At 71.4% G+C, this 19,885-nt stretch carries 13 protein-coding genes; 7 read left to right on the top strand and 6 right to left on the bottom strand.

Features of this window, described 5'->3' with window-relative positions; all coding sequences use genetic code 11:
- The first annotated feature begins 54 nt into the window (after positions 1-54).
- Positions 55-2,025: an acetoacetate--CoA ligase gene (locus ABD832_RS05360; RefSeq protein WP_344889217.1), complete on the top strand. Its 1,971-nt coding sequence runs from the start codon at positions 55-57 to the stop codon at positions 2,023-2,025.
- A 38-nt stretch (positions 2,026-2,063) separates the two neighbouring features.
- Here ABD832_RS05360 and ABD832_RS05355 read toward each other — a convergent pair whose 3' ends face one another.
- From ABD832_RS05355 to ABD832_RS05335, 5 genes are all read right to left on the bottom strand, one after another.
- On the bottom strand, positions 2,064-3,635 hold the full coding sequence (locus ABD832_RS05355; RefSeq protein WP_344889214.1) for an FAD-binding oxidoreductase: 1,572 nt from the start codon (positions 3,633-3,635) through the stop codon (positions 2,064-2,066).
- A gap of 226 nt (positions 3,636-3,861) precedes the next feature.
- Complete coding sequence (locus ABD832_RS05350) at positions 3,862-5,427, bottom strand: NADH-ubiquinone oxidoreductase-F iron-sulfur binding region domain-containing protein (protein WP_344889212.1); 1,566 nt, start codon at positions 5,425-5,427, stop codon at positions 3,862-3,864.
- 49 nt (positions 5,428-5,476) lie between these two features.
- Positions 5,477-6,196 carry a ferric reductase-like transmembrane domain-containing protein gene (locus ABD832_RS05345; protein WP_344889209.1) on the bottom strand — a complete coding sequence of 240 codons (720 nt, stop codon included), beginning with the start codon at positions 6,194-6,196 and terminating at the stop codon, positions 5,477-5,479.
- 242 nt (positions 6,197-6,438) lie between these two features.
- Positions 6,439-7,935, bottom strand: coding sequence for a DUF1996 domain-containing protein (locus ABD832_RS05340; RefSeq protein WP_344893325.1), 1,497 nt, complete (start codon positions 7,933-7,935; stop codon positions 6,439-6,441).
- A 5-nt stretch (positions 7,936-7,940) separates the two neighbouring features.
- Positions 7,941-8,618 carry a DUF4142 domain-containing protein gene (locus tag ABD832_RS05335; protein WP_344889206.1) on the bottom strand — a complete coding sequence of 226 codons (678 nt, stop codon included), beginning with the start codon at positions 8,616-8,618 and terminating at the stop codon, positions 7,941-7,943.
- A 301-nt stretch (positions 8,619-8,919) separates the two neighbouring features.
- Here ABD832_RS05335 and ABD832_RS05330 point away from each other — a divergent pair, with 301 nt between their 5' ends.
- The 3 genes from ABD832_RS05330 to ABD832_RS05320 all read left to right on the top strand — a co-directional run bounded on the left by ABD832_RS05330 (position 8,920) and on the right by ABD832_RS05320 (position 15,295).
- A complete protein-coding gene (locus tag ABD832_RS05330) occupies positions 8,920-9,468 on the top strand; it encodes a sigma-70 family RNA polymerase sigma factor (RefSeq protein ID WP_425582568.1) in 549 nt (182 codons plus the stop codon).
- Positions 9,468-9,671: a zf-HC2 domain-containing protein gene (locus ABD832_RS05325; protein ID WP_344889203.1), complete on the top strand. Its 204-nt coding sequence runs from the start codon at positions 9,468-9,470 to the stop codon at positions 9,669-9,671. The genes ABD832_RS05330 and ABD832_RS05325 overlap by 1 nt, the downstream gene beginning before the upstream one ends.
- Positions 9,672-10,417: 746 nt before the next feature.
- Positions 10,418-15,295, top strand: a complete 4,878-nt coding sequence (locus ABD832_RS05320) for an NAD-glutamate dehydrogenase (protein ID WP_344889200.1) — start codon at positions 10,418-10,420, stop codon at positions 15,293-15,295.
- Between the two features lie 58 nt (positions 15,296-15,353).
- Here ABD832_RS05320 and ABD832_RS05315 read toward each other — a convergent pair whose 3' ends face one another.
- Positions 15,354-16,463: a DUF8094 domain-containing protein gene (locus ABD832_RS05315; protein WP_344889197.1), complete on the bottom strand. Its 1,110-nt coding sequence runs from the start codon at positions 16,461-16,463 to the stop codon at positions 15,354-15,356.
- Positions 16,464-16,528: 65 nt separating this feature from the next.
- Between ABD832_RS05315 and prfB the strand changes: the two genes are divergently transcribed.
- From prfB to ftsX, 3 genes are all read left to right on the top strand, one after another.
- The gene (gene prfB / locus ABD832_RS05310; RefSeq protein WP_344889194.1) at positions 16,529-17,650 is read left to right on the top strand and encodes a peptide chain release factor 2; all 1,122 of its coding nucleotides are present in this window, start codon (positions 16,529-16,531) and stop codon (positions 17,648-17,650) included.
- A gap of 514 nt (positions 17,651-18,164) precedes the next feature.
- Complete coding sequence (gene ftsE, locus ABD832_RS05305) at positions 18,165-18,854, top strand: cell division ATP-binding protein FtsE (RefSeq protein ID WP_012888192.1); 690 nt, start codon at positions 18,165-18,167, stop codon at positions 18,852-18,854.
- 31 nt (positions 18,855-18,885) lie between these two features.
- Entirely contained in the window at positions 18,886-19,797 is a 912-nt protein-coding gene (gene ftsX, locus ABD832_RS05300; RefSeq protein ID WP_344889191.1) for a permease-like cell division protein FtsX, read from the top strand.
- The last annotated feature ends 88 nt before the right edge of the window (positions 19,798-19,885 follow it).

Here is a 19,885-nt window from a genome sequence, read left to right as displayed (position 1 = left end):
CGCTGTGTGGACCCGGGGGATGACATTCGGGTGGGGCGCCGAGAGGATGGGGGCATGGTTGAGGAAGGTGCGCTGCTCTGGGAGCCGTCCCCGGAGGTCGTGAAGAACGCCAGGATCACCCGCTACATGCATTGGCTGGGCCGCAGCGCCGACTACGAGGCGCTGTGGCTGTGGTCGGTGGAGGCGCCGGCCGAGTTCTGGACGTCGATCTGGGACTACTTCAAGGTCGTGGGGGACCGCGGCCACGGGCCGGTCCTGTCGGGGGAGATGCCCGGGGCGGAGTGGTTCGGCGGATCGACGCTGAACTACGCGGCCAACGCGCTGCGCAGGGCCGCGGCCGAGCCGGAACGGCTCGCGGTGATCTTCCGCGACGAGACGGGCGGACGGCGGGAGCTCACCCTGGGCGAGCTGGCCGAGGAGGTGGCGCGGGTCCGCGCGGGCCTGGCCGCGCTGGGCGTCGGGCGCGGTGACCGGGTCGCGGCCTACCTGCCGAACATCCCCGAGACCCTGGTCGCCTTCCTGGCGACCGCCTCCCTGGGGGCGATCTGGTCCTCCTGCTCGCCCGACTTCGGCGCGCCCAGCGTGATCGACCGCTTCACCCAGATCGAGCCGAAGGTGCTCCTCGCGGTCGACGGCTACGACTACAACGGCAGGCACTACGACCGCGGCGCCGTCGTGGAGGACATCGCCGCCCGGCTGCCGACCCTGGTGGCGCGGGTACGCGTCCCGTCCACGAGCACCCCCGCCACCCCGGACGGCTCCGGTTCCCGGGACGACGTCCCGCAGACCGGCTCCGGGGCCCGCACCCTGGACTGGGCCACGCTGCGCGCGGACACGGCGCCGCTCGCGTTCGAGCCGGTGCCGTTCGGCCACCCGCTCTGGATCGTCTACTCCTCGGGCACCACCGGGCTGCCCAAGCCGATCGTGCACGGCCACGGCGGCGTGGTGCTCGAACACCTCAAGGCCCTCTCCTTCCACCAGGACCTGGGCGAGGACGACGTCTTCTTCTGGTACACCACCACCGGCTGGATGATGTGGAACTACCTGATCGGCGGCCTGCTGGTCGGTTCGACGGTGGTGCTCTACGACGGGTCGGCGACCCACCCGGGAACCGACGCGCTCTGGCGGCTGGCCGCGGAGGAGGGGGTCACCTACTTCGGCACGGGCGCACCGTACATGATCGCGTCCATGAAGGCCGGTCTGCGGCCGTCGGGCTTGGACCGGCTGCGGGGGCTCGGCTCCACGGGCTCGCCGCTGCCGCCCGAGGGCTTCGCGTGGGTGCACGACGCGCTCCCCGAGATCCAGCTCGGCTCGTTCTCCGGGGGCACCGACGTGTGCACCGGTTTCGTGGGCGCCGTCCCGCTGCTCCCGGTACGGGCGGGCGTGATCCCCTGCCGCTGCCTCGGGGCGAAGGTCGAGTCCTTCGACCCGTCGGGCAAGCCGGTGGTCGGGGAGGTCGGCGAGCTGGTGCTGACCCTGCCGATGCCGTCGATGCCGGTGATGTTCTGGAACGACCCCGACGGGTCCCGCTACCGGGACAGCTACTTCTCCGAGTACCCGGGCGTCTGGCGGCACGGCGACTGGATCAAGGTCCTCCCCGACGGGGGCTGCGTCATCTACGGCCGGTCCGACTCGACCCTGAACCGGGGCGGCGTGCGGATGGGCACCAGCGAGTTCTACCGCGTGGTCGAGCGCTTCGAGGAGATCGCCGACAGCCTGGTGATCGACACCGGGCAGCTCGGCCAGGAGGGGCGCCTGCTGCTGTACGTGACCATGACCGAGGGCGCCGCCCTGAGCGACGGACTCGTCCTGCGCCTGCGCAGGGAACTGAAGGAGGCGCTCTCCCCGCGCCACGTGCCGAACGAGATCGTCGAGGTTCCCGGAATCCCGCGCACCCTCAGCGGCAAGAAGCTGGAGGTGCCCGTCCGCAAGATCCTGCTCGGCGTCCCCCCGGAGAAGGCCGCGAACCTCGACGCCATGGCCAACCCCGAGGTGCTGTCGTACTTCCTGCCGTCCGAGGGGTGACCTCTTCCGGGGATCCCGGCCCCCGGACCCGGCCCCGGTCAGATGCCCTGGGGCAGGCGGAACAGGCGGCCGGGGTCGTAGGCGGCCTTGACGCGGGCCAGGCGGGCGGCGTTGGGGCCGTAGTAGGCCGAGCGCCAGCCGGAAAGGCCCGCGTCGACGTAGTTGACGTAGGCGTGGTCGCCGAAGTGGGGCCGCATCGCCGCCCGCGCGGTCCTGGTCCAGGTCGCGGCCCCGGCGCGGTGGGCGTAGTACTGCACGCTGTAGAGGGCGGCCCGGTGCGGGAAGGCCGTGGCGTCGGGGCGGACCCGGGCGACGGCGCCGCCCAGGGCGTCCAGCAGCACGGTGTGCTCACCGGCGCGGGCGACCTGGGCGACCAGCGTCCTGGCCCCGCCCTCCGAGAGCGGCCGGTAGGCCATGTGCGACGCGGCCGCGAACCTGTCCCGCGACAGCCGCCCGCCCCGGGTCTGCCCCGGCAGCGATCCGCCCAGGTGGCACTGGCCGACCGAGAGCGAGCCGCAGCCCGCCATGGTCAGCATGGCCTGCCGGTAGGAGGTCCTGCGGACGAGGCTGGACGACGGTGAGCCGGCCGCGTCGGCCAGCCGGTCGAGCAACCGCTCGCACCCGGCCCTGCCGCCCAGGTAGAGGCCGACGACCTGCACGTCCATGGCGCCGTCGCGGCTGAGGTGCATGCCCGACCACATCGCGTCCGGTGCCGAGGGGGCCCACGCCTGCCAGGCGCGCAGCGCCCGGACCGCCTTCGACCACGGCCAGTGCAGGAAGAACACGGTGACCTCGCGGGCCGGGTGGGTGCGGAACTCGAAGGAGACGGCCACCCCCAGGTTGCCGCCCCCGCCGCCGCGCGAGGCCCAGTACAGGTCGGGGTGGTGGTCCGCGTCGCAGGTCAGCAGCCGCCCGTCGGCGGTGACGATCCGGACCGACTCCATCACGTCACAGGTCAGGCCGTACATCCTGGAGACGACCCCGATCCCGCCGCCCAGGGCCAGCCCGCTCACCCCGACCGTGGCGCAGGTCCCGGCGGGGACGCTCACCCCGCTCGCGGCCAGCCTGTCGTAGACGTCGACGAGCCTGGCACCCGCCCCGACGGTGGCCCGTCCGGAGGCGTGGCGCACCGTGTTCATCCGGGAGACGTCCACGACCAGGCCGGTCCCGGTGGACCAGCCGGCGTAGGAGTGCCCGCCGGACCGTACGGTCAGCGGCACGTTCAGCCGCCGCGCGAACCCGACGCACTCGGCGACGTCGGACGGGTCGGCGCAGTAGGCGACGCCCGCGGGCCGTACCGCGTCGAAGGCGGGGTTGAACAGCCGCCGTGCCCTGTCGTACGTGGCGTCGCCCGGCCGGACGAGTGAGCCCTCCAGCCCCTCGGCCAGCGCCCGCCAGTCGGCCGGCCGCGGCGCGCCGCCGGTCCGTGTCGGGGCACGACCGGGCGTGCCGGTGGCGCCCCGAGGCGGACCGGCGGCTCCGCCGGACGTGCCGGACGTGCCGCCCGTGCCCGGGGCGGGTGTGCCCGAGGTGCCGAGCCCGGTGCCGAGGGCGAGGGCGGCCAGGCCGCCGGTCCGCAGGAACGCCCGCCTGTCCGGAGGGATCCGCATGTCGTTCTCCCCGAGGGTTCGTGTCAACTGCTCGATAGGACGACCGATCCGCCGATCCGGTTGGCCACATTCGCATCACCCTTCGCCCGGTGCCCCCGGCGGGACGTCCGGCCGTCCCGGGTCGCAGGGTGATCCCGGTGCTCCCGTCGGGGCGTCCGCTCGTCCCGGGTCGCCCGGTGATCCCGGTGCTCCCGGCGGGACGTTCGGCCGTCCCGGCGGAGGTGGTTCACACCCCCTGGGCCACGCGCAGCGCCAGCGCCGGGCACATCTCGACGGCCCTGCGCGCCATCCGCCGGAACTGGGCGGGCACGGTGTCCCGGCCGAACACCGGGTAGCCGTGCTCGTCGAGGTGGACCAGGTCGGGGGCGAGCTGGGCGCACAGGCCGTGGCCCTGGCAGCGGGTCCAGTCCACGGTCAGCCTCACCTCCGGCTCGTTCTCCTGCGGCGGCAGCGGGAGCACGCCGTGCACCGGGCGCCCGCAGGTGCCGTGCAGCAGGTGCTCCTCGATGTCGTCGGGGAAGGCGTCCAGGGCCGAGAGCACGAACCGGGAGGTCCCGTCGGGGTGGAAGCAGGCGCCCCTGCCCTTGACCCCCGCCGCCCTGACCCGCAGCTCGTCCAGGGCCGTGGCCGACCCGGCCATGACCTCGGCCAGCGACTGCGCCACGTCCGGCAGGCCCAGGCGGCACGGGCCGCACTGGCCCGAGGACTGCGCGGCCAGGTAACGGGCGACCCTGACCGTCTCGCCGATCGGGCAGGTCTCCCCGCCGAGCGGCACGATGATCCCGGCGCCGAGCTGGCCGCCCGCCTCGGCGATGCCCTGGCGGGAGACGGTCGCCACGGCCGCGGCGTCCGCGGACAGCCACGCGCCGTGGTACCCGCCTACCAGCACGCCGTCGCCGGTGGTGGCCTTGCAGGCGTCCAGGACGGCGTACAGCGGGGTGCCGGTCGCGACCTCGACGACGGCCGGCGCCTTGGCCGACCCGCCGACGGTGAGCAGGACCGTCCCGGGCTCGCGCGCGGTGCCGACGTCGGCGTAGCGCTCCGCGCCCAGGGTGGCCAGGACCGCGAGCTGGGCGTAGGTCTCGGCGTTGGACAGCAGCGTGGGCAGGCCGTTGACACCGCTCTCCACGGCCCTGACCTTGCGGCCCGGCGGCTCCCCGATCTGCCCGTTCACCGACCGGACCAGGGCGCCGCCCTCGCCGGAGATGAACCGCTCGACGATGCCCGCGACCCGGACCTGGTGGCCGATGCCGCGCTCCTCGACCGCGGCGGACACCGACGCGTGGCCCATGCCGCCCGCGACGGTGGCGATCACCACCTGCTTGGCGCCGATCGCGTTCGCCGCGAGCAGGGCGCCCTCGATGACCAGGTGCGGGGTCCGGGTGAGCAGCATGGTGTCCTTGCTGCTCGCCGGTTCGCCCTCGGCCGCGTTGACCAGGACGATCTTGTCGGCCTTCTTGCCCATCACCGCGCGGAGCTTGCGGGCGAAGGGGAACGCCGCGCCGCCCCGGCCGCGCATGTCCACCTCGTCGGCCAGCGAGGCCAGGTCCTCGCCGCTCATCGCCGGCGCGGTGCCGTGCATGTCGCGGTGCGCCGCCAGGTCCATCCTGCGGCAGTCCTCCAGCCCGGCCGTCAGCCGGGCCGGTCCGAGCTGCCGGACGGGGGGGACGCGGTAGGGGATCATCGACGGTGCCGGGTCGGCCGAGGCCGCCGGGCCCGCCGGGCCCGTCATGCCGGCCGGCCCCGTCAGGGGCGTCACGGTCGTCGTGTTCCTCTTGGTCAAAGTGATCATCGAACACCTCCGGTGGAGAGACGCTGGGGTCCGGCCGCAGGGGAGGTCGTCACCCGACGCCTCCGACGCGACGGAGTTCCGGCGGATCCTCGCGCGCCTGGCGCGGGATACGGCCGACGATGCTCGTGGGCGGGGTCAGCTCCGCGACGGCGGGCCGCTCCACCACGATCTCCTCGCGTACCGGGATCTCCCTGGGTTGCAGCTCGGAGATCACCCGGATCAGCAGGGCCGCTCCCACCGCGACCAGGCAGACCACGTAGCTCCAGGTCACCCACTCGGCGGGACGGCGGCCGGCGGTGAGGCCGTGCAGCACCGACAGCGGCCACGCCAGGTAGGCCGCCCCGTGCAGCAGCCGCCACATCCACGGCCTGCGGTTGTCGGCGAACCTGGCCCGGGCGACGCCGGTGAGGAAGACCAGGATCATCAGGTCGGAGGCGACGGCCCCGAAGCCGACGTAGAGGCTCTGGCCGCTCACACCCAGCGGGAGCACGACGGACGCGAGAGAGGTCCTGCTTTCGATGATCTTCATGATGACGTGCACGGCGAGGAAACCCATGCCGAGCACGGCCGCGGCCCGATGGGCGAGCTGGGAGCGGATCCTGCCGATGACGGGAAGCACGATCCGGTCGGCCGAGAGCAGGCCGAGCGCCACGGTCGTGGTGAGCGACACCAGGGCGATCACGCCCGAGAAGAACGAGAAGACTCCGCGGACCGTGGCGGCGACCTGCATGCCGGGCGCGGTCCGCCCGAGCATGAGAAGGCCGACCACGGAGACCGTGATCGCGACACCCAGACCGATCCTGGAGGGCCTCTCGTCGAGGCGTATTCCGGCCTCCGACCGGGTGTGTCGCGGAGTCCGTCTGTTACCCACCTGTTGCTCCTGTCTGCGAAGCGGCTCGACGGCGTGTACGTGCGAGGGGAAGGACCCCCATACCGCGGATGCCGCTCCCCGTCCTCGCGGGATCGTGGAAGAGGCGCGAGGACGGGGAGCGGCGGTCCCGGGCGGGGTCGTCAGCAGCGACGGCCCCGGTTGATGCAGTCGACGGCGAACCTCATGAGCCGCTCGGGCATCACGTTCGCGAAGTCGGCGTGGTCGGTGACGGGGTTGTGGCGCTGCTCGGGGAAGGCGTCCAGCGCGAAGGACGGGGTGCGCGGCGTGGAGTAGACCAGGGTCATCCGCAGCTGCGGGATCGCCCGGGTGCCGGACGGGCAGGTGCCGCCCGCGTCGGGGAAGAGCACGTGCGTGCGGTGGTTGGCGCTGTCGGTGTTCTGGCCGTCCCAGCAGCTGGGGAAGTCCAGGATCCGCACGAGCTGGCTGCCGCGGGGGCAGAGCGGGTACTTGGTGGTGATCCGGTCGGTGAAGCCGGTGCAGCTCCACTTGGCGAGGGCGTTGGCGCCGCCGTTCGTGGCGGCCTTGGCGTCACCGGTGAGGATCCTGATGAAGCGCGGCATGGCGGTCACCCTGGAGGCCGGGTTGCCGCGGAACTGCAGGCTCACCTGGCGGGCCCGCATGATGGTGCCCACGTTGCCGTCGGGGTCGTCGGCGTTGGCGTCGGAGGTGCGGTCGCGCAGGACCGGCCAGAAGTACGTCGAGCGGTCCCCGAAGGCGCACGTGGTGCCCGCGGCCGCGAGCGACTGGTCGGTGCTGAACGCGTCGGTCGACAGGTTGCCGACGTAGTCGTGGATGTGGTGGGCGCCGTTGCTGACGCCGGGGGCCACGATGAAGTTGTCGGGGTTGCGGTGGCCGTTGCCGTTCGTGCCGCAGCGGGAGGTGAAGACGCCGCGCGAGCCGCCGCGCCGCGCCCGGGGCTCCTGGACGTTGCGCTGGACCTGCCGGATGTCGATGAAGTCCTCGGGGAACGGGCCGAGGTCGGCGCACTCCTCCTCGTCCCCGCCCGGCGCGGGGCTCTGGGTGGGGGCGGGCGTCTCGGCGGGCGGCGCGTCGGTGGGGGCCGGGCTCGGCGACCTCGTGGGCCGGCGTCGGGAGGTGTCCTGGTTCCGGCGCTGGTCCTGCTCCTGTACGCCCTGCTGGTCCTGCTCCTGGTCCTGGTTCTGCCGGTCGCCGTCCGGTTCGGGGGCGGGCGGCTCGGTGGGGGACGCCGGGACGGCGGCTCCGGCCGGGGGAGGCACGTCGGCCCCCTGCTGCTCCTGACCCTGCTGGTCCTGCGCGGGCTGGTCCTGGGCCGGCGGGTTCTCGGCAGGGGGGTCCTGCGCGGGGGGCGCCTGCTCCTGGTTCTGGCCCTGCTGCTCCTGACCCTGCTGGTTTTGACCCTGCTGGTCCTGAGGCGGCTGGTCCTGGTCCTGCTGGTCCTGCTGCGCGGGCGGGTTCTCGGCCGGCGCGTCCTGCTGTCCCTGACGGTTCTGCCGGTTCTGCTGGTTCTGGGCCTGCTCGGCGGGGTCGCAGTGGTCACCGTAGGCGGGGGCCGTGCTCGCCACCGTGAACGTGACGGTGGTGAGCGTGCCGGCGGCGAGTACCAGCGCCGACAGGGAGACGAGCGAGCGTTTCATGCGTTTCAAGCGTGTTCTCTCCTCACAGGTGTGTCGAGAGCGGCCGCGACGGGCGGCGGCGGCGAGGGCGCCGGGGGCTCGGGCAGGGCCGAGTAGTCGACGAGCCCGGTGCTCTCCAGCAGGGTCATGTGCTTCATGACCACCTCCACGGCCCGCTGGGCGAATGCCCGGACCAGGTCGTTGCGGGTGCCGGCGCGTACCGCGGCGACCACCGTGAAGACCTTTCCGTGGGCCTTGCGCAGCAGGTCGGCGAAGAGCAGGTCGTACTCGGCGCCAGCCGGGACGGCCGCGAGCTGCGCCATCCACTTCTGCTGGTCGGCGCTGGCCTGGCTGGGCAGCGTCACGTTCAGCTTGGCGGCGAGGGCGCGGACCTCCTCGTCGAGCTTGAGGTGGTCGGTCATCAGGTGCATGCCGACCTCCTTGACCCGTTTGCTCGCGGCCCGTTGCTGGGCCTGCTGGCCGCTGGGGATCTCCCAGAGCCCGGCCTGCCTGACCTTGATCAGCAGATCGCGGTCGGCCGGACCCAGGGGCCCCTGCGGGGTCTGGGTCCAGCCCTCGGTAGCCAGGGAGGGGGAGCCGCCGGGCGGCGTGATCAGGACGACCGCCACCGCGGCGACCGCGATGAAGACCCCGAACAGCAGGGGCTCGCCGTTCGTGAAGCGGCGGAACAGTGATCTGAACATGACCCGGCTTCCGCTCTCAGATGACGGCCGTCACCGGGGCCGTCCCGGCGCCCGGTGTGGTGGCCGGCGTGCCGCTCCGCCCGGGCCGGGCGGAACGCGCAAGGAGGAGGACGGGTCCGACCGGCCACGGGATGTGCCGCTCTGCCATGCCGTTTCCTTTCCCCGAGGCCCGCCGGTGCGGGCGCACTTGGTGGGAGGTACGCGGCGCTCGCCGGGGTGGTTCACAAGAAGTGATGAGATAGTTAGAAATGACTGGAGTTGCGCGAGTTGCAGACGTGACGCATAACGAAGGTGTAAAGATGTGCCCGTGCGTCGTCAACTCGACAGTCGTTTCGAGAGCACGGACACCGATGCCGTCCTGGTAGAGGACTTGTACCGGGAGTTCGGTGTCCCACTGCTCCGGCATGTTCGCAAGGCCACAGGTAACGACCTGCAGTGGGCGGAGGACGTCGTCCAGGAGACGCTCGTCCGCGCCTGGCGTAACGCAGGGAGGTTGCAACGAGAGCCCGGCCTGTTGTGGGCCTGGCTCCTCACCGTCGCCCGTCGTATCGTCATCGACGGTCGTCGCAGGCGAGGGACGAGACCACAGGAGGTCGAACCGGCCGACGCCAACGCCGTACCGGTCCCCGACGGGGCGGATCGCGCGCTCGAGGCGATGATCGTCGCCGAGGCGCTCCGTGAATTGTCACCAGAACACCGCGAAGTCATCGAGCAGACGTACCTGCAGGACCGTACGATTAACGAAGCGGCGGAGATCCTCGGAATTCCGCCGGGTACGGTCAAGTCTCGGCTCTACTACGGGATCCGAGCTCTCCGCAAGGTCCTGAAGGAGAGAGGTGTCGCGAGCTGATGTTGCCCTCCCCGCATCATGACGTGGCGGCGTACGCCCTCGGTGTGCTCGACGACGAGGACCACGAGGCCTTCGAACGCCATCTCATGGAGTGCGAGGAGTGCCAGATCGAGCTCCGGGAGCTGAGCGAGGTTCCCGGCCCGCTCGACGCACTGCGACGGGACCGCTCCAACTCGCTGGACGACGACCGGACGTCACATTGACGTTTCATTGGTTTTCGGGTGGTATCAGGGACGGTGGTGCATTCCGGTCAACGAGGACCGGAACTGACGGCCACTGGAGGTGCCGTGCCGCGGGCCATGCCCGATGGGCGGAGCACGGACCGCGAGGTCCGGCCCGCCGGGCGACAGGCCGCAGGCGAGACCGGACTCGCCCGGCTGCGCCACGACCTCTCCGGACCGACCCTGTGGGATGATCGCCGTACCGCGGTCTCGCGGGAGGGACCGGCCCTGTCCGACCGGAGGACCCGCCTTTCTCCGCAGGCTGTGGCCACGGACCGTGTTTTCCGCGTTTCCCACGTTTCCCGTGTCCTGCACGTCTCCCAGGTTTCCCAGGTTTCCCACGACGAACCGCGGCGGCCGGCCGTGAACCCGCCGGCCCTCCATGACGGAGCGGTCACCCCGCACCGGACGCCCCGCGTCCCGGTGCCCGACGATCCGGTAACGCCCCGGAACCCGGGAACACCCGGCGGCCCGGCAAGGCTCGACAGACCGGCAGGGCTTGAGAACCCGGCAGGGCTCACGAGGCCGGCAAGGCTCGAAAGTCCGGAAACACCAGATGATTCAGGAACGCCGGAAGCGTTCGGTACGTCCGACACGCGGCCCGACGTGGACGTCGCGGCCCGCCCGATGCGCGCGACGGCATCACCTTCTCCGGGACGGGCACCATGAGTCCGGTCATGGATTCCCATCAGAACATGCAAAATCCCTCACAAAGGAGTGAGAGCGACATGCCGCTCGACGAGGCCAAGGACGAGCTGCTGAGGAGTGCCGCCGAGACGTGCGCGCGCACCCCGGGCAGCGACCACGCGAGCGCGGAGGAGGTGCTCGCCTTCCTGCGGCGCTACTACCGGCATGTCGCCCCGGAGGACCTGCTCGGCCGCGAGCCGGCCGAGGTGTACGGACCGGCGCTGGCCCAGCGGCGGCTCGCCGCGACACGCCCCCAGGGACGCGCCCTGGTGCGTGCCTCCACGCCGGAGCCGGGCGAGCACGGCCACGACGCCGGGATCTCCGTGGTGGAGATCGTCACCGACGACATGCCCTTCCTCGTCGACTCGGTGACGATGGAGCTCGACCGCCACGGCATCGCCGTCCACCTGGTCGTCCACCCGCAGATGCGGGTGCGCAGGGACATGACCGGCACGCTGCTGGACGGCGACCGGCAGGACGTCACCGGGCAGGTGCTCGCCGAGTCCTGGATGCGCCTGGAGATCGACCGGCAGCCCGACCCCGAGGTCCTCGGGCGGATCGAGGCCGACCTGCAGCGCGTCCTGGAGGACGTGCGCAACGCCGTCGAGGACTTCGTCAAGATGCGGGCCATCGCGCTGCGCACCGCCGAGGACGTCGAGGCCCACCCGCCGCCCCTGGACCAGGCGGGCGTGGAGGACAGCCTGGAGCTGATGCGCTGGCTGGCCGACGGGCACTTCACCTTCCTCGGCTACCGCGAGTACCGCCTGGAGGAGAGCGAGGGCGGCGACAGGCTGCACCCGCTGCCCGGCACCGGGCTGGGCATCCTCCGCCACGACAGCACCGACTCCGGCAGCTTCGCCGCGCTCCCGCCGGAGCTGCGCGCCAAGGCCCGCGAGAAACAGCAGATGCTGATCATCACCAAGGCCAACACCCGCGCCACCGTCCACCGCCCGGCCTACCTCGACTACGTCGGCGTGAAGCTCTTCGACGCCTCCGGCGAGGTCGTCGGCGAGCGGCGCTTCCTCGGCCTGTTCACCCACGTGGCCTACAACGAGTCCATCTCGCGGGTGCCGGTGCTGCGGCGCAAGCTGGCCGAGGTGCTCGTGCTCGCCGGCCTGGACGCCGACAGCCACGACGGCAAGGACCTCATCGAGATCCTGGAGACCTTCCCCCGCGACGAGCTCTTCCAGACCTCGGTGGAGCAATTGCTGCCGATCGCGCTGGGCGTCCTCCGGCTCCGCGAGCGCAAGCAGGTCAAGCTCTTCCTGCGCCCGGACGACTACGGCCGCTACATCTCCTGCCTGGTCTACCTGCCGCGCGACCGCTACACCACCAAGATCCGCCTCAAGATGCAGGACATCCTGCTCCGGGCCCTGGGCGGCACCTCCTTCGACTACAGCGCCATGATCGGCGAGTCGGCCCTGGCCAGGCTGCACGTGGTGGTGCGCGGCGAGCGCGGCAGGCCGCTGGCGCTGGACGCGGTGAACGTCGAGGAGCTGGAGGCCCGGCTGGCCGAGGCCACGAAGTCCTGGGAGGACGACCTGGCCACCGCGATCGCCGAGCTCTGCCCCGAGCAGGACGCGCCCGCGCTGACCCGCCGCTACGCCGCGGCCTTCCCCGAGGGCTACAAGGCCGACTTCCCGCCCCGGACCGCGGTCGCCGACCTGCGCCGCCTGGAGGACCTCGCCGCCTCCGGCGACGAGATCGGGATGAACCTGTACGAGCCCTACGACGCCTCCGAGGGGGACCGCCGCTTCAAGGTCTACCGCCTCGGCGCGCCGGTCTCCCTGTCGCACGTGCTGCCGCTGCTGCAGCGGATGGGCGTGGAGGTGGTCGACGAGCGGCCGTACGCGATCGACCGGGACAACGACCCGGCCACCAGGGACGCCTGGATCTACGACTTCGGCCTGCGCCACACGCTCTCGCCCGAGGTGGACAGGGACGAGTTCAAGCGGCTCTTCCAGGACGCGTTCGGCGCCCTGTGGGCCGGGCGGGTGGAGAGCGACGGCTTCAACGGGCTCGTCCTGGCCGCCGGGCTGACCTGGGAGCAGGCCGAGATCCTGCGGGTCTACGCCAGGTACCTGCGCCAGGCCGGCACCGCGTTCAGCCAGGAGTACATCGAGCGGGTGCTGACCGGCAACGTGCGGATCGCCCGCCTGCTGGTCCGGCTGTTCGACGCCAGGCTCAACCCCCGCCGCCCGGCCGAGGTCCGCGCGGACCTGGCCGAGGCACTGCGCGAGGAGATCCTCGCCGCCCTGGACGACGTGGCGTCCCTGGACGAGGACCGGATCCTGCGGACCTACGTGGAGATGATCGGGGCCACGCTCCGGACCAACTACTTCCAGACGGTCGACGGCGTCCGCAAGCCGTACGTCAGCCTGAAGTTCGACTCGCCGTCGATCAGCGCGCTGCCGCTGCCCCGGCCGAGGTTCGAGGTGTTCGTCTACTCGCCCCGGGTCGAGGGCGTGCACCTGCGCTTCGGCAAGGTCGCGCGCGGCGGGCTGCGCTGGTCGGACCGGATGGAGGACTTCCGCACCGAGGTGCTCGGGCTGGTGAAGGCGCAGATGGTGAAGAACACCGTCATCGTCCCCACCGGCTCCAAGGGCGGCTTCGTGGTGAAGAACCCGCCCAGATCGGGCTCGCGCGAGGACGTGCTGGTCGAGGGCATCGCCTGCTACCGGATGTTCATCTGCGGCCTGCTCGACATCACCGACAACCTCGTCGACGGCGCGGTGGTCCCGCCCGCCGACGTGGTCAGGCACGACGAGGACGACACCTACCTGGTGGTCGCCGCCGACAAGGGCACCGCGACGTTCTCCGACATCGCCAACGGCGTGGCCAAGGAGTACGGCTTCTGGCTCGGCGACGCCTTCGCCTCGGGCGGTTCGATCGGCTACGACCACAAGGCCATGGGCATCACCGCGCGGGGTGCCTGGGAGTCGGTCAAGTACCACTTCCGCACGATCGGCATGGACGTGCAGACCACCGACTTCACCGTGACCGGCATCGGCGACATGTCCGGCGACGTGTTCGGCAACGGCATGCTGCTGTCGGAGCACATCCGGCTGGTCGCGGCCTTCGACCACCGGCACGTCTTCGTCGACCCCGACCCCGACGCCGCCCGCGGCCACGCCGAGCGGGCCCGGCTGTTCGCGCTGCCGCGCAGCTCCTGGGCGGACTACGACGCCTCGCTCATCTCCGCGGGCGGCGGCGTCTGGCCGCGTACGGCCAAGTCGATCCCGGTCTCGCCGCAGATGCGCGCCGCGCTCGGCATCGACGGCGAGGTGACGTCGCTGGCCCCGGCCGACCTGATCAGCGCGATCCTGCGGGCCCCGGTCGACCTGCTGTGGAACGGCGGCATCGGCACCTACGTCCGCGCCTCCACCGAGTCCAACGCCGACGTCGGCGACAAGGCCAACGACGGCCTGCGGATCACCGCGGCCGAGCTGCGCTGCAAGGTGATCGGCGAGGGCGGCAACCTGGGCTTCACCCAGCCGGCCAGGATCGAGTTCGCCCGGGGAGGCGGGCTGGTCAACACCGACTTCATCGACAACTCCGCCGGGGTGGACACCTCCGACCACGAGGTGAACATCAAGATCCTGCTGGACCGGGCGGTCCGCGACGGCGAGCTCACCGACTCCGAGCGCAACCAGCTCTTCCTCGACATGACCGACGAGGTGGCCGGGCTCGTCCTGCGCGACAACTACGACCAGAACGTGGTGCTGGCCGCGGCCCGCGCCCAGGCCCCCGAGATGCTGCACATCCACGCCCGCCAGCTGCGCAGGCTGGAGCGGGCCGGGCTGCTCAACCGGGAGCTGGAGGCCCTGCCGTCGGACAAGATGCTCGCCGAGCGGCGCCAGGCCCGGCTCGGGCTGACCGCGCCGGAGTTCTCGGTGCTGCTGGCCTACACCAAGCTGGTGACCGACGCCGAGATCCTCGCCTCGGACCTGCCCGACGACCCCTACCTGGCCTCCTGGCTGGTCTCCTACTTCCCCTCGGCGCTGCGCGACCGGCTGCGCACCTACATGGACTCCCACCCGCTGCGCAGGGAGATCATCACCACCGGCGTGGTGAACGACCTGGTCAACTCCAGCGGGACCACCTTCATGTTCCGGCTGGGCGAGGAGAGCGGGGCCTCCAGCCCGGACATCGCCCGCGCCTACCTGGTCACCCGCGAGGTCTTCGACATGCCGAGCCTGTGGCGCCGGATCGAGGAGCTGGACAACAGGGTCGACACCGCCACGCAGATCGCGATGGAGCTGGAGGCGCGCAAGCTCGTCGAGCGGGGCACCCGGTGGCTGCTGGGCAACCGGCGTCCGCCGCTGGACCTGGCCTCCACCGTCGGCTTCTTCGCCAAGGGCATGAACGGCCTGCTGCCGCACCTGCCCAAGCTGCTGACCGGTTCTGACCTGTCGGCGTTCGAGGAGCGGCGCGACGGCTTCGTCGCCCGGGGCGTCCCGGCCGAGCTGGCCGAGCGGGTGGCCGCGATGGTGCCCGCCTACTCCACGTTCGACCTGGTCGAGGTGGCCTCGCGGACCGGACGCCCGGTGCACGACGTCGCCGAGGTCTACTTCGACCTCGCCGACCGGCTCCAGCTCGCCCGGCTGCGCGAGCGGGTGGTCGCGCTGCCCAGGGACAGCCGCTGGAACTCGATGGCGCGGGCCGCGCTCCGCGACGACCTGTACGCCGCGCACGCGGCCCTCACCCACGACGTCGTGACGCACAGCACGCCGGGACTGTCGCCGGAGGAGCGCCTGGCGCGCTGGACCGAGGCCAACTCGGCGGCGGTCGCGCGGGCCCGGCAGACCCTGTCGGAGATCTGGGAGAGCGACACCTTCGACCTGGCGACCCTGTCGGTGGCGCTGCGCGCGATCCGCACCCTGGTGGCCACCATCAACCTGCCGCACGCCGGGGCCTGACGGCACCGGCGGGCCCCTGCCCGGCCCCGCCCGGCCCGGCCGGGGCCGGGCGGCGGGGTCAGTTCCCGGTCACCTTGGTGAGACCGCCGAGGTAGCCGATGACCCTGGCCGCCCGGCCGCTGTTTTTGGCCGGGACCGTGGTCACGTACTGTTGCGTCTCCACGATGCGCAGCTCGTCGCGGATGAACCTCGCCGTGGTCAGCTCCCTGGCCTCGGGCGGGACCGGGGTGTCCGACCCGCACGGATCGACCCGGACGATCCGGGTGGTGGTCCTGATCAGGGAGTACAGGACCAGCGCGCCGCCGTCGGCGGTGCGCAGCGCGTGCACGGGGTAGTTGCTCGCCGCGAAGATCGAGTCGTAGCTCAGGCAGGCGGTCTTCTCGATCCTGGTCCTTCTGGCGATCTCGTCGGCGAAGCCGGTGGTGTGCGGGCCCTTCTCGATCAGGCCTGCCGTGAACCCGCGCTCGCCCTCCTCGGCGGAGGTCGCGTGCAGCGGGGCCATCAGCCGGGGGCTGATCACCACGGTCGTGTCCTGCGGGTCCAGGGCGGTCGCGTACCCCTCGGCGTCCTTGGCGACCTGCGGCGGGGGGGCGCCCACCTCCAGCAGCGAGGTCGAGCTGAGCTGCCAGTTCTCCCGGTCGTGGCGGACCAGCGTGAGCACGGCGGTCCTGGTCCCGCCGGAGGCGTCGGTGCGCTCCACCGTCGCGGCGAACCACGCCGGGCCGCTCTGCTCGCGCGGGACCAGCAGGCTCGGGGTGCCCCAGGTGTGGCGGGGGAGCTTCCCGGCCGGGCCGTTGAAGGCCGCCAGGGTGAGGGCCTCCTGCCCGTCGCGGGTCTGGGCCAGGAGCAGCCTCTGCTCGGCGTCCAGGCGCGGCGTGGCCGCCCCCAGCACGCCGTCGGCGCCCAGCACGCCCGCCAGCGCCCCGGCCGCCTCGGCGAGCGTCACCCGGGGGGCGGGCAGGGGCGTGCCGGTGGGGCCGGCCGTGGTGGCGGCCACGCCCGCCGCCCGGCCCGGCCCCGGCCGGGCCTCGCCCGGACCTGAGCACGCGGCGCCTCCCGCCACGACGGCCGACGCCAGCGCGAGGGCGAGCACGCCCCGCCGCCCGTGTCCGCGCACGTCCACCTCCCGCGCCTTCCGATGATCCCCGCCGCTCCCGATGCGGGCCATGCTAGCCATGGTGACGCAGCGGGCCGTACACGATGGGGGCCGGGGGTCGCGTACCCTTTACAGACGTGGCACTCATCGATCCGGCAGAACAGATCAGCGAGCTCAGCGGGACGCTGAAAAGCATCCAGGACGTGCTCGACCTCGGCGCGATGCGCAAGCAGATCGAGGAGCTGGAGGACCAGGCCGCCGCCCCCGATCTGTGGAACGACCAGGACCGCGCCCAGAAGGTCACCAGCAGGCTCTCCTACCTCCAGGGCGAGGTCAACAGGATCGAGTCGCTGGGACAGCGCCTGGACGACATCTCCGTCCTGTACGAGCTGGCGGCCTCCGAGGACGACGAGGACACGCTCGCCGAGGCCGAGCGCGAGCTGGCGTCCCTCAAGAGCGACGTCGGTGCCCTGGAGGTCCGCACCCTGCTGTCCGGGGAGTACGACGCCCGTGAGGCGGTCGTCACGATCCAGTCGCAGGCCGGGGGCGTGGACGCGGCCGACTGGGCCCAGATGCTCCAGCGGATGTACCTGCGCTGGGCCGAGCGCCGGGGCTACCCGACGGACGTCTACGAGACCTCCTACGCCGAGGAGGCGGGGATCAAGTCGACGACCTTCACGGTCAAGGCGCCCTACGCCTACGGCACGCTCCGCGGCGAGCACGGCACCCACCGCCTGGTGCGGATCAGCCCGTTCGACAACCAGGGCCGCCGCCAGACGTCGTTCGCGGGCGTGGACGTGGTGCCGGTCGTCGAGACGACCGACCACATCGACATCAACGAGGACGACCTGCGCGTCGACGTCTACCGCTCCTCGGGCCCCGGCGGCCAGGGCGTCAACACGACCGACTCCGCGGTCCGGCTGACCCACCTGCCCACCGGCATCGTGGTGTCCTGCCAGAACGAGCGCTCGCAGCTGCAGAACAAGGCGACCGCGATGGCCGTCCTGCAGGCCAAACTCCTGGAGCGCAAGCGCCAGGAGGAGACCGCGGCGCTGAACGAGATCCGGGGCGAGTCGACCACCTCGTGGGGCACCCAGATCCGCAACTACGTGCTGCACCCGTACCAGATCGTCAAGGACCTGCGGACGGGCGCCGAGGCGGGCAACCCGAGCGCGGTGCTCGACGGCGACCTGGACTCCTTCATCGAGGCGGAGATCCGCTGGACCCGCCGCCAGGAGTCGGGCGTCGACGACGCCTGAGACACCTGACCGGCGCTTGAGAACCGACCGGCGCCTGATATGCCTGACCGGGCCCGAGGGCCCCTTCGGGGGCCCGGACGGGCCGGTCAGGCGCCGGTGAGCCGCTCCAGGGCCATGGTGAGGAACAGGAGCACGATCAGCGCCAGCGAGACGAGCGCCGGGGTCAGGCCGCCGAAGGCGTTCTGATGCATCCGGTCACGGTACGCGCGGCACCGGGGGCATCTGCCCTCGGCCACCGGGTGAGCACACCCCGCGCAGACCAGGTCTTCACAGCTCATGCCGTCCTCCCTCGTCGAGGTCAGAACCACTTTATGCGGTCGTTACCGGGCGCCGAATCGTTTTGTTTCCGTTATGGACGTTCCATGCCAGTCTTCCCCCTAGACTGGGCACCGGCCAACCGGAGCTTCGGTCTGGAGACAAGACCGGGGTCCTCGGGCCGGAGAGTAGGTGGAAGTGGCCCTCTGCCACTCCTGCGACCGTCCTAACCCCTAGACTGGCATGCCGTGATGCGCCCGTGATCCATTTTGATAATGTCACCAAGGTCTACGCGAACCAGAACCGGCCCGCGTTGGACCACGTCAGCGTCGATGTCGACAAGGGCGAGTTCGTGTTCCTCGTCGGCCCCTCGGGGTCCGGGAAGTCGACCTTCCTCCGGCTGGTCCTGAAGGAGGAGCGCCCCAACTCGGGCGCGATCCACGTGGCCGGCAAGGACCTCGCCCGACTGTCCAACTTCAAGATTCCGCACCTGCGCCGCCGGATCGGATGTGTCTTCCAGGACTTCCGGCTGCTCCCCAACAAGAACGTGTACGAGAACGTCGCGTTCGCTCTGGAGGTCATCGGCAAACCGCGCCGTTTCATCCGTAAGGTGGTCCCGGAGGTCGTCGAACTCGTCGGCCTGGAGGGCAAGGCACACCGGATGCCCGACGAGCTGTCCGGTGGTGAGCAGCAGCGGGTCGCGATGGCCCGGGCGTTCGTCAACCGGCCGATGATCCTGCTGGCCGACGAGCCGACCGGGAACATCGACCCCGCGACGAGCATCGGCATCATGAAGGTGCTCGACCGGATCAACCGGACCGGCACCACGGTCGTCATGGCCACGCACGACGCGGCCATCGTCGACTCCATGCGCAAGCGGGTGGTGGAACTGGAGGACGGCAAGATCGTCCGTGACCAGTCGCGGGGCGTGTACGGCCAGGCGTACTGACACCAGGACCGGAAAGAGCGACAGGAAGAGCATGCGGGCAAACTTCATCTTCTCCGAGGTCTGGATCGGCCTCCGCCGCAATCTCACGATGACCATCGCGGTCGTCCTGAACGTGGCGATCGGCATGGCACTGCTCGGCGTGGGGCTGCTGATCAACTCTCAGATCAACGCCATGAGCGACTTCTGGACGGACAAGGTCGAGGTCTCGGTCTTCCTGTGCGACAAGAACAGCCCCTTCCCGAGCTGCAAGGGCAGCGCCGGGATCAAGGAGGAGGAGAAGGCCGAGCTCAAGGCGACCATCGAGGCCATGCCTCAGGTGCAGCAGGTCACCTTCGAGAGCGAGGCCGAGGCCTACGAGAAGTGGAAGAACGACAACAACAGCAACCCGGTCCTGATCTCCGCCATCCAGGTCGGCGACATGCCCGAGTCGTTCCGGGTCAAGCTCAAGGACCCGAACACCTACGACGCGGTGATCGAGGCGCTCAGCGGCGCCAAGGGCGTCTCCAACGTGGTCAACCAGAAGCTCCTGCTGGAGAAGGTCTTCGGGCTGATGGAGATGTTCCGCTGGGCCGCCATGCTGGTGGCGATCATCCTGGTCTTCGCCGCGACCCTGCAGATCGGTAACACGGTCAGGCTCTCGGCGTACAACCGCAGACGCGAGACCGGGATCATGCGCCTGGTGGGCGCGTCCAACCTGTACATCCAGCTCCCGTTCGTGATGGAAGGCGTCATCGCCGGACTGCTGGGCGGTGTGGTGGCCGCGATCCTGCTGATCGTCAGCAAGGTCTTCATCTTCGACAGCGTGCAGGGCTACCTCGCCGCCGGGAACAACCAGCTCTCCTGGGAGACGGTCGCCTCGGTGATCAGCTTCACCATGGTGGTCGGCGTGGTCATCTGTGTGCTGGCCTCGTTCTTCACGCTCCGCCGCTACCTGCGGGTGTGACGCCCCCGTGTCGGCGTCCTCGTCGGTGTCTTCGGATGTCTTCGGATGTCTTCGGGTGTCTTCGGCGACCCCGGCGTTCTCGGACGCG

The sequence above is a fragment of the Streptosporangium longisporum genome (assembly GCF_039534895.1).
Taxonomy (GTDB): Bacteria; Actinomycetota; Actinomycetes; order Streptosporangiales; family Streptosporangiaceae; genus Streptosporangium; species Streptosporangium longisporum.
The sequence above is the reverse complement of the archived record's forward strand: the minus strand, read 5'-3'. Positions and strand labels throughout refer to the sequence as shown.